The 11,031-nt window shown below is 51.4% G+C and carries 8 protein-coding genes and 1 pseudogene; 4 read left to right on the top strand and 5 right to left on the bottom strand.

Features of this window, described 5'->3' with window-relative positions:
- Together metG and BZJ17_RS11700 are read left to right on the top strand one after the other, a co-directional pair.
- On the top strand, positions 1-579 hold a 579-nt coding region (metG, locus tag BZJ17_RS11710), incomplete at its 5' end, for a methionine--tRNA ligase subunit beta (protein WP_077640831.1).
- 281 nt (positions 580-860) lie between these two features.
- The gene (locus BZJ17_RS11700; RefSeq protein WP_077640828.1) at positions 861-1,643 is read left to right on the top strand and encodes a hypothetical protein; all 783 of its coding nucleotides are present in this window, start codon (positions 861-863) and stop codon (positions 1,641-1,643) included.
- An 85-nt stretch (positions 1,644-1,728) separates the two neighbouring features.
- Here the strand turns inward: BZJ17_RS11700 and serS are convergent, their stop codons facing one another.
- The 5 genes and pseudogenes from serS to lrp all read right to left on the bottom strand — a co-directional run bounded on the left by serS (position 1,729) and on the right by lrp (position 8,583).
- Positions 1,729-3,015, bottom strand: a complete 1,287-nt coding sequence (gene serS / locus BZJ17_RS11695) for a serine--tRNA ligase (protein ID WP_077640827.1) — start codon at positions 3,013-3,015, stop codon at positions 1,729-1,731.
- Positions 3,016-3,203: 188 nt separating this feature from the next.
- Entirely contained in the window at positions 3,204-4,466 is a 1,263-nt protein-coding gene (locus BZJ17_RS11690; RefSeq protein WP_277868802.1) for a replication-associated recombination protein A, read from the bottom strand.
- Between the two features lie 69 nt (positions 4,467-4,535).
- Positions 4,536-5,129, bottom strand: coding sequence for an outer membrane lipoprotein chaperone LolA (lolA, locus tag BZJ17_RS11685; protein ID WP_069588930.1), 594 nt, complete (start codon positions 5,127-5,129; stop codon positions 4,536-4,538).
- Between the two features lie 51 nt (positions 5,130-5,180).
- Positions 5,181-7,848 (bottom strand): annotated as a pseudogene (locus tag BZJ17_RS11680) (DNA translocase FtsK 4TM domain-containing protein).
- Between the two features lie 240 nt (positions 7,849-8,088).
- Positions 8,089-8,583, bottom strand: coding sequence for a leucine-responsive transcriptional regulator Lrp (gene lrp, locus BZJ17_RS11675; protein ID WP_069588819.1), 495 nt, complete (start codon positions 8,581-8,583; stop codon positions 8,089-8,091).
- A 166-nt stretch (positions 8,584-8,749) separates the two neighbouring features.
- On the opposite strand from lrp, the gene ald reads away from it, so the two are divergent.
- Both ald and trxB read left to right on the top strand, forming a co-directional pair.
- A complete protein-coding gene (gene ald / locus BZJ17_RS11670) occupies positions 8,750-9,874 on the top strand; it encodes an alanine dehydrogenase (RefSeq protein ID WP_077640825.1) in 1,125 nt (374 codons plus the stop codon).
- A 116-nt stretch (positions 9,875-9,990) separates the two neighbouring features.
- Positions 9,991-10,950, top strand: coding sequence for a thioredoxin-disulfide reductase (gene trxB, locus BZJ17_RS11665; protein ID WP_069588816.1), 960 nt, complete (start codon positions 9,991-9,993; stop codon positions 10,948-10,950).
- The last annotated feature ends 81 nt before the right edge of the window (positions 10,951-11,031 follow it).

The following is an 11,031-nucleotide window of genomic DNA, read 5'->3' as shown; positions in this document are numbered from 1 at the left end:
CTCATGACGTATTTGAAACCTGTGATGCCTCAGCTTGCAGAGCGTGCCGAAGGATTCTTGAATGACACCCTGACTTGGGAAAGCATTGCTCAGCCACTGACAGGCCACGCTATTAACAAGTTCAAAGCGCTGTTTAGCCGTATCGATCCGAAAGCAGTGGATGCCATGATTGCCGACAGCAAAGAAGATGTCGCGGCGGAAGAGGCAGAAAAAGCGAAAGCGCAAGGTCCTTTAGCGGATGATCCTATCGCTGAGGAAATTGAGTTTGGCGATTTTGCAAAAGTCGATCTGCGTGTGGCTAAAATTTTGGAATGTGAATCCGTGCCTAAAGCGGACAAGCTGCTCAAGTTTAAGCTCGATATTGGTGGTGAAACTCGCCAAGTGTTCTCTGGGATTAAATCGGCTTACAAGCCTGAGGATTTAGTCGGTAAACACACGGTGATGGTCGCAAACTTGAAGCCACGTAAAATGAAATTTGGCATGTCAGAAGGCATGATCCTCGCTGCGGGACCGGGTGGCAAAGAGTTGTGGATCCTTGAACCACACGAAGGCGCCCAAGCCGGCATGCGTGTGATGTAAGCCAAGACTCACTGGCACCGCGCCACCTTGCGGTGCTGAGATGAGCGTAAAAGAGAGCCTTGATGGCTCTCTTTTTTATGCGCGCTTTTTATCAGGTATCAGTGAAACATTCGCCAATGCGTCAAAACAGTGCATCACTTCACCAGCACAGTGCGAAAACGGCGCAGTTTTCTTTCATTGTCGGCTGCCTAGCCCCTTGCTCAGGGCGTGATAAATCTCTCATTTTAGGCACGATTCCTGCTGGATAGGTCATATCAGCGACTGAAACGCAGGGAGCGACTATGGAATGGCTATTAATGGTAGGAACATTAGCATTGAGCATCGCGGTGGTGGTAGCGGTACAGCTTTTCCGTCAGCGCCCAGATTTGCATTTACACCAACTGCATGAACTACGTGTGCTGTTACAGCATGCTCAGCACTTAGCCACCCAACCCAGTATTAGCTCAGACGACTACCAAGTACTGTTAAGCCAAACACGTCACCTTCACCAACTGGCTCCTCAAGCGCAAAAGCCGATGTATCGACTCTTTTTTCACCACCTTCATGCCTTACCGTCTTACGACAACGACACCCAAACCCGTATGAAAAATCGGGCCCTGCAGCATATCGTCTACTTGGTGGATGAAGCAGTCCCGCCAGCATTGATTGCGCAACGCGACGACACCCGTTTGGAGAGCTATCAGCAAATCTGGTATGCGATTTTAGAACTACTGCAAGCAAGGCAGCGTTACAGCCATGCGGCATACCAAGAGCAACAATCCGCGCGCAACGCCCAGCAATCTCTCACCTTGCACCAGCAAATACTCGCGAAGCGCTTACGTCAACTACACGCCTTGTCATTGGCCGACGACATCCAAAAAGAAATCACCGAGGTGTTAAACCAGCTCGCACAGTCAGAACAACTGCCCTTTGAGCATAAAGTTGCGCTATCGCAGCGCGTAAACCGAATTATGCTTCACGTGCTCGACAGCTTTATCGCACGTGTACTGACGCGCTATCCCTGCCAACACGATGATGCACTTAGCCCCATCGCGCCGTTTCCTCAATCAGGTTCGGGGCAATGACCTGCCTCAACAGCGTGTCTTCACCCGAATAAAAAAGGGCCGGCAATCATGCCGACCCTTTGTTCTTTAACCCTGACTCACTTCATTAGCCAATGTGCGTTTGACCGCCCATGTATGGACGCAATACCTCAGGGATTTCAATACGGCCATCTGCTTGTTGGTAGTTTTCTAAAATAGCTACCAGAGTACGACCAACGGCCAAGCCAGAACCGTTCAAGGTATGCAGTAACTCAGGTTTTTTCTCACCTTTGCGACGGAAACGCGCCTGCATTCGGCGAGCTTGGAAATCCATGGTGTTTGAGCACGAAGAAATCTCACGGTAGGTGTTTTGTGCAGGTAACCAGACTTCAAGATCATAGGTTTTCGCCGCACCAAAGCCCATATCGCCGGTACACAGCAACACTTTACGATATGGCAGGTTAAGCAGTTGTAACACCTTCTCTGCATCCGCAGTGAGTGATTCAAGTGCTTGCATAGAATCTTCTGGCTTAACGACTTTGACCAGTTCAACTTTGTCAAACTGGTGCATACGAATCAGGCCACGGGTATCGCGACCATAGGAGCCTGCTTCTGAACGGAAACACGGTGTGTGTGCCGTCATGCACAGCGGCAAATCCGCCTCATCGACGATTTCATCACGCACCATGTTAGTCAGCGGTACTTCCGCGGTTGGGATCAAGGACATCCCTACCCCTTCTTCGGTGGCCGGTTTGGTGTTAAACAAATCTTCACCAAATTTTGGTAACTGACCTGTGCCATAAAGACTGTCTGCATTCACCAAATAAGGCACGTACATCTCAGTATAACCGTGCTCGTTGGTATGTAAGTCGAGCATAAACTGGGTCAAGGCACGATGCATACGCGCCATCTGCCCTTTCATCACGATAAAGCGTGAGCCCGACAGTTTCACCGCACTGGCGAAATCAAGCCCGCCAGAAAGCTCGCCCAAATCAACGTGATCTTTGATTTCAAAATCAAACTGACGCGGCTCACCCCAACGAGACACCTCGAGGTTTTCAGACTCGTCTTTACCCGTTGGGACTTCATCGGCTGGCAAGTTTGGCACCGCCATTACCACGTCGTTCACTTTCTGTTGCAGTTCAGCCAGCTCGGCTTTTGCAGCGTCCAGCTCGTCACCCAAGTTCGCGACTTCTGCTAGTAGTGGCGCAATGTCCTCACCCTTCGCTTTAGCCTGGCCAATGGACTTCGATCGGGAGTTACGCTCTGCTTGCAATTGTTCGGTGCGAATCTGCAGGGATTTACGTTGTTTCTCGAGTTCACGTATAGCGTCAACATCGAGCGTAAAGCCACGACGAGCGAGTTTTTGAGCCGTTTCTTCCAGCTCAGTTCGAAGTAATTTGGAATCCAGCATGCTAATCCTGTGCTTTTCGGGTTGATTAGTTGATTATCACTTGTCATCACGATTTGAAGACAAGCTGCGATCGTGCGTATTGTATAACGCGATTGGCCGAGGGTGACCGTGGATGTCACCACTACTAGGCGACTGCGCCTTGATGGTGCAGCCGCACTTTAAACCTTACCCAAAAAGGGTGAAGTTGCCTAGCGCTTTTGCGGGCTTTTTGCGTCAAGCTCGTCCAGAAAGGCGAGCTTTTCAGCGATTTTAATTTCTAGCCCGCGATTAACGGGCTGGTAATAACGCACATCACTGACTTCATCGGGCAAATAACGCTCACCGGCGGCGTAGGCATTCGGTTCATCATGAGCATAACGATACCCGTCGCCATGTCCCAAGCTTTCCATCAGGGCCGTCGGTGCATTACGAAGGTGCATAGGGACAGGTGCATTCGCCGTCGCTTTTGCATCGCGCAGCGCTTGTTTCCACGCGGTGTAGACTGCATTGCTTTTAGGGGCACAGGCAAGATACACCGCAGCTTGTGCGATCGCGCGCTCACCTTCCGCTGGCCCGACGCGGGTAAAGCAATCCCATGCGTTCAATGCAACCTGCATGGCACGCGGATCGGCATTACCCACGTCTTCAGAGGCAATCGCTAACAATCGACGCGCCACGTACAAGGGATCCCCTCCCGCGGACACGATACGGGCATACCAGTACAAGGCTGCATCTGGGTTAGAGCCGCGCACGGACTTATGAAATGCTGAAATGAGGTCATACCATGCGTCGCCTTGCTTATCGAACTGTGCCACCTTCTCCCCAGCGACATCTTTCAGCATTGCCATAGTCACCGCACCATCAGCCATATCAGCCAACATTTCCAGCAGGTTCAAAGCCATGCGCGCATCGCCACTACAGATGTCCGCCAGAGCGTCTTTCACCCCCGTATCAAAACGTAGCTCTCGCTCGCCGAGCCCACGGTTTTTATCCGCCAATGCTTGGTCAATCACCGCAATCAAATCATCTCGCTCAAGCGCACTCAGCCGGTACACCCGCGCACGAGATAGCAAGGCGTTGTTTAGCTCAAAAGAGGGGTTTTCAGTCGTGGCACCAATAAAGGTGACTGTCCCCGCTTCAACATGCGGTAAAAACGCGTCTTGTTGGCTTTTGTTGAAACGGTGAACCTCATCAACAAACAGGACAGTACGTACTCCGGCTTGTTTATTCTGCTCTGCACGCAAAATCGCATCGCGAATTTCTTTCACGCCCGAGGTCACCGCAGACAATCGTTCGATTTCCGCATTGGCTTGACGAGCAGCGATATCTGCCAAGGTGGTTTTGCCGGTGCCCGGTGGCCCCCAAAAAATCATTGAATGCAGACTGCCAGATTCGATGGCGCGGCGAAGAGGCTTGCCCTCGGCCAATAAATGCTGCTGGCCAATGTACTGATTTAACGAAACCGGCCGCATGCGAGCAGCAAGCGGCCGAAAGTCGTCAGCAAAATCTAGCGGTAGTGTCGACAATCTTCTCTCCCGTGATTAACGCGGCTGACGTTGATCATCCACCAGCACCGAGTCCGGTGGCGTAAATTCAAACAAGGACGCATCCGGTGCCTGACGACTAAACTGGCTGAGCGTGAACTGGCTTTGCTGCCCATCTTGCTCGGTCACCCGAAAATGGGTCAAGGTGCCATCCGGTTTTACCGTCACGGCAAACGTGCCAATGCTCCCTACCGTTTTGGGGGTCAAGGTAAAGGTGTCACCTTGCTGGGTAATAGTGTACATCTGCCAATCGTCTGGCTGATTGCGGGTCAACAACACGAACGGGGTTTGTGCGGTCGCATCGTCTAACCACATGGCAGTGACTTGCTCGACAAACGGGCTGTAGTACCACAATGTTTCCCCATCAGAGATCATGATATTTTCATCAGGTGTGGTCGTGGTCCAATTGAACAAGTTGGGACGTTCAATGGATAGTCGTCCTTTTGCAGCGTGGATCTGCTCCCCTTCAGGGCTGATCACAGCCTGCTCAAAATTGGCGCTAAAGGCATCCACTTTACTCAATCGGTCCATCAGCTGCTGCTGGGCAGTGGATTGCGCTTGAACAGCAACCGCAAACATCAACGTCAGCATCACGATTAGGTGGCGATAAAAAGCTTTCATTTTCATACAACGTCCATCTGATTACGCTTTCGGTGGCGGTGGCGCCAACACTTCTCGGTTACCGTTATGGCCCGGAGAACTTACGACACCGTGTGCTTCGAGTTGTTCCACAATTCGAGCCGCACGGTTATAACCAATTTTAAAGCGGCGTTGCACCCCTGATACAGAGCCGCGGCGGCTTTCGGTGACAAACTCAACCACTTGGTCAAACAACTGATCAAGCTCTTCGCCATCCGCACCTGTCGGGGTTTCTCCCGGCAATAAGCTATCGGAACCCTGATCGCCATGAGTGATCTCTTCGAGATACTGCGGCTTACCACGCGCTTTCCAGTTGTTCACCACACGGTGCACTTCTTCGTCACTGACAAACGCGCCGTGCACACGGATAGGATGGTTAGAGCCGTTGGGCATGAACAACATATCCCCCATGCCCAACAGCGACTCTGCGCCCCCTTGGTCCAAGATGGTGCGCGAGTCAGTTTTCGTGGAGACGGTGAAAGCCATCCGGGTCGGAATGTTCGCTTTGATAAGGCCGGTGATCACATCAACGGATGGGCGCTGGGTGGCAAGCACTAGGTGAATACCCGCTGCTCGGGCCTTTTGCGCCAAACGGGCGATCAGCTCTTCCACTTTTTTGCCCACCACCATCATCAGATCAGAGAACTCATCAACGACCACGACGATATAAGGCAGCTTTTCTAGCGTAGGAGCCGTTTCATCCATGCTGTCACTCGGTTTCCAGAGTGGGTCTGGAATCGGGTTATTCGCCGCCTCAGCGGCTTTGACTTTCTCGTTAAAGCCTTTGAGGTTACGAACACCTAACGCCGACATTAGCTTGTAGCGTCGCTCCATCTCGCCAACACACCAGCGCAATGCATTGCCCGCATCCTTCATGTCGGTGACCACTTCGGTGAGCAAGTGCGGGATCCCCTCATACACGGAAAGCTCCAGCATTTTCGGGTCGATCATGATAAAGCGGACATCTTCCGGCGCCGCTTTGTAAAGCATACTGACGATCATAACGTTCACACCCACCGACTTACCCGAGCCAGTCGTACCGGCGACCAGTAAGTGAGGGGCTTTGCCTAAATCGGTCACAATCGCTTCACCGGCAATGTCTTTTCCTAATACCACAGAAATCGGCGACTTGCTGTTCTTAAAGCGCTCGCTACCAACCACTTCCGACATAAAGACGGTCTGTGGTCGACAAAGAACGCGCTAAGTCTTTCGACAATCCAGAAATGCGCGACACTTTGACACCCGGCGCTAAGTCCAACTCAAAACGCGTAATCACGGGTCCGGGATAAACCCCCACAACACGCGCTTGGATTTTATAATCCTCAAGTCGTGCTTCGACTAACCGCGCGATTTGTTCAAGCTCTTCCCGTGTCGCCTGTGAAGCGGTTTTTCGCGCAGGATCGAGCAAATCTAAGGTCGGGAAAGGCTCCGCAGGTTTTGGCAAGTTTGGCTCATCTTTGACTAAGAAAGGATGATCAAGCCCAGCAGCCTGTTGCTGGGCTTGCTGCGCTTTACGAATCGTTTCTTGGAACGGATCCTCATCGTCCTCAGCCGCCCCAGCGGCTTGCTCGGCACGCTCTAACTCAGATAAACCGTCTTGATTGCCATAGGTGGTTTCATGAGATACCGGCTCACTCGCTACCTCTTCACTTTCGTCACGTCCTTCACTTCCAACACTTCCATCGCTGGAAGCATCGGTCTCTTGCCACGGCGGTAATGTTTCATCCTCCGGCGCGTCATCCGACAGGGGTGCGTTCGGTTGGGTTGGTTCGTCTTCTGGCTCGACAACCCCTTGCCACTGTCCCAAGTTAGGCTCAGGGTCATCCAGTGTTTTGCCATCGTCATCGGCGGGTAAGGCTTGTCCCCCAAAGATAATCGGCGTGCTTGGTGCGGCTGATGCCCTATCCTCTGGGACTTCTTGCACACTCGGAGACGGGGTGAAGCGGCGCAAATCACTTAATTCCATCGGCTCTGCCGCGTCAGTCACCTTGTCTGACTCAGTAACGGTTTGTGCAGCAGGCTTGCCAAGCTCAGTCACCTTATCGCCACGGAGGCGGTTAACCAACCAAGTAGTGGCCTTTAAGGTCACCGACCCTAGATTATCCACAATGCTTAGCCAAGAGATCCCAGTAAACAATGTAAACCCTGCTGCCCAACAAAACAGCATCACCAATGTGGTGCCTAGTACGTTAAGCAGTGGCAATGCCAAACTGTTGGTGACATCGCCCATCACTCCCCCAGAGGAGAAATGCCAAAAATCATCAAAATTGAGATCGGCTAGCGAACAACTGGTTAGGAATAGAACGAAAAGCCCTAAGATCCTCGCGGCTAAAATCGTGTAGTTGAGTGGCTCGTCGTCGCCACGGCGGCGCAAGAAAACCCACCCCCCCAGCATGGCAGCTGGCGGTAATGGGTAGGCCAAAATACCGAAGGAGAAAAAGAGGCTGTCGGCGACCCACGCCCCCAATGAACCTGCCGCGTTGTGCACATCACCGTGCCAAGCAGTTTGTGACCAAGAGGGATCAGCCGGATTAAAAGACAGTAGCGCAACCATCACAAAGACGGCCGCTGCCAGCACCAAGATAAAGCCACACTCTTTCAAACGCTGAGCGCCATCCAATCGCACCTTGGGCTGAGCCGATTTGGGCTCACGACGCAAAGAAAACTCCATCATCACCTGTTTAATACTTTTCGTTATTCGCATTCCCCACCATGGTTTGAGGTTTGCATTCGCCACTGCACTGACTTTACCACATTCGTGCCTGAACGGCAGGCATGATGCGAGTCAGCGATGAATCTTTACCGAGATATCACATAATTGTTGCTGATTAAGACAAAAAAGAAACCGAGCACGGTGGCTCGGTTTCATCGTTTGGGGGATCGACACCAATGTGGCGATTGGCAAACAGGTTTAGCGGGTGCGAATCACCAAATGATTGCTCTGCTTCACCTCTTCCATTACCACGTAAGTGCGTGTGTCATTCACACCGGGCAAACGCAGCAAGGTTTCACCCAATAACTTGCGATATGCCGACATATCAGCTACTCGTGTTTTAAGTAAGTAGTCAAAATCACCGGAGACAAGATGACATTCTTGGATGTCTTCCAGTGTTTGAACCGCTTTATTGAATTGCTCAAACACATCTGGTGCGCCACGGTTCAAGGTGATTTCGACAAACACCAGCAATGATGCGTCGAGAAACTGGGGATTGAGCAGCGCCGTATAACCAGTGATATAGCCTTGGCGCTCCAAGCGACGGACACGTTCGAGACAGGGGGTAGGAGAAAGACCGACTCGTTTAGATAACTCAACGTTTGAAACACGCCCATCCTTTTGGAGCTCATTCAGGATGTTGCGGTCAATGCGGTCCAATTCCTTGGAGGGCTTTTTTTTGGTATCTACCATTTTTTATTCCACCTTGTTACTTCCTTGCAAAAAGATATACCGAATTAAATAACATCTTTATAAATTTTAGCATCAAATGCTGATTTTTTCCCTTTATACTAGCCTGAAAATTGACAATATCAACAACTAGCCAGCCGATAACACTGAATAAACAAGAGGTGACAGCATGATCATTGGCGTTCCAAAAGAGATCAAAAACCATGAATACCGCGTTGGTATGGTTCCAGCAAGTGTCCGCGAACTTATTTCTCACGGCCACTCCGTTTACGTAGAGACCAACGCTGGTAGCGGTATTGGCTTCTCTGACGACGACTATAAAGCCGCCGGCGCATCTATCCTTCCTACCGCGGCTGACGTGTTCGCCAAGGCCGAGATGATTGTTAAAGTCAAAGAGCCGCAAGCGGTTGAGCGTGCCATGCTCCGTGAAGGACAGATTTTATTCACCTATCTGCATCTTGCACCAGATTTTCCACAAACAGAAGACTTAATTAAGAGTAAAGCCGTCTGTATCGCCTATGAAACCGTAACAGATTCTAAAGGTCGATTGCCACTCCTTGCACCTATGTCTGAGGTAGCGGGCCGTATGTCTATTCAAGCAGGTGCACAAGCACTGGAGAAATCACACGGCGGCTCAGGCATGCTACTAAGTGGTGTTCCAGGCGTTGAACCGGCCAAAATTGTGGTACTCGGCGGTGGTGTTGTCGGTTCAAACGCAGCGCGCATGGCCGTTGGCCTACGTGCTGATGTGACTATTTTAGACAAAAATGTCGACACACTGCGTCGTTTGGATGAAGAATTCCAAGGTCGCGCAAAAGTGGTCTACTCCACAGAAGAAACACTGGAGCAGCACGTTCTCAATGCTGATCTGGTTATCGGTGCGGTACTGATCCCAGGTGCAGCCGCGCCAAAACTGGTTAACGAAGACCACATCAAGCGCATGAAACCAGGTGCGGCCGTGGTCGATGTTGCCATTGACCAAGGTGGCTGTTTCGCGACGTCACACGCGACCACCCATGCGGATCCAACCTACATTGTTGATGATGTGGTTCACTACTGTGTCGCTAACATGCCAGGCGCGGTTGCTCGCACCTCTACCGTTGCTCTCAACAACGCGACCCTGCCTTATATCGTGAAGTTGGCCAACAAAGGCTATCGCGATGCCTTGGTAGAAGATCAACACCTGCGCAATGGTTTGAACGTTATTCATGGTCAAGTCACCATCAAAGAAGTGGCTGAAGGCTTTGAACTTCCTTATGTGGATGCCATGGACGCATTAAAAGCAGCACATTAATGCTCGTTTTGTACCCTACAATCAAAGGGCACCGTCACGGTGCCCTTTCTTTACCCGTCCAATTTACCTACAATCAGGCCATTCAAAACGAACCTCTATCCTGCCCGGAGACGTGAATGAGTAACATTAAGCATGCTAACCTATTGATCCTTGGTTCAGGCCCGGCTGGCTATACCGCCGCTGTTTATGCGGCGCGTGCCAACCTGAATCCAGTTATGATCACGGGTATGCAACAAGGTGGCCAGCTAACCACCACCACCGATGTAGAGAACTGGCCTGGCGATCCAGAAGGCCTCACGGGTCCAGCCTTGATGGACCGCATGAAAGACCATGCGGAGAAATTCGACACCGAGATTATTTTTGATCACGTCAACGACGTTGATCTGTCTCAGCGCCCATTTCGTTTAAAAGGCGACAGTGGCGAATACACCTGCGATGCCTTAATTATTTCGACAGGTGCATCCGCACAATATCTTGGTTTGCCATCAGAAGAAGCCTTTAAAGGCCGTGGGGTCTCCGCCTGTGCAACCTGCGATGGCTTTTTCTATCGCAACCAAAAAGTGGCTGTGATTGGCGGGGGTAATACCGCGGTCGAAGAAGCCTTGTATTTGTCTAACATCGCCTCTGAAGTCCATGTTGTACACCGCCGTGATAGCTTCCGTGCGGAAAAAATCCTTGTGGATCGCATGATGGACAAAGTTGAGAACGGTAACATCGTTTTACACACTGACCGTGTGCTGGACGAGGTGCTTGGCGATGAAATGGGCGTCACTGCTGTGCGCTTAAAAGACACCCAAAGTGATGCGACAGAAACGCTGGATGTAATGGGCGTCTTCGTCGCTATCGGCCATAAGCCAAACACTGACATTTTTGCCGGTCAATTAGAGATGGAAAACGGATACATCAAAGTGGCTTCCGGCCTGAACGGTAACGCCACACAAACCAGCATTGAAGGCGTTTTTGCCGCTGGCGATGTGATGGATCATGTCTACCGCCAAGCGATCACGTCAGCCGGCACCGGCTGTATGGCAGCGCTCGATGCTGAGCGCTACCTTGACGGGTTAGCTGAGAAGTAACCCTCGCGCGATCCCACGCAGGCTGCCCCTGAGCAGCCTGCTCTGCCTCACTCGCAGGCCTTTCATAAAATAATAAGACGA

It is taken from the genome of Salinivibrio sp. IB574 (genome assembly GCF_001996205.1).
GTDB lineage: Bacteria > Pseudomonadota > Gammaproteobacteria > Enterobacterales > Vibrionaceae > Salinivibrio > Salinivibrio proteolyticus.
This window is presented reverse-complemented; position numbering and strand designations above follow the sequence as displayed.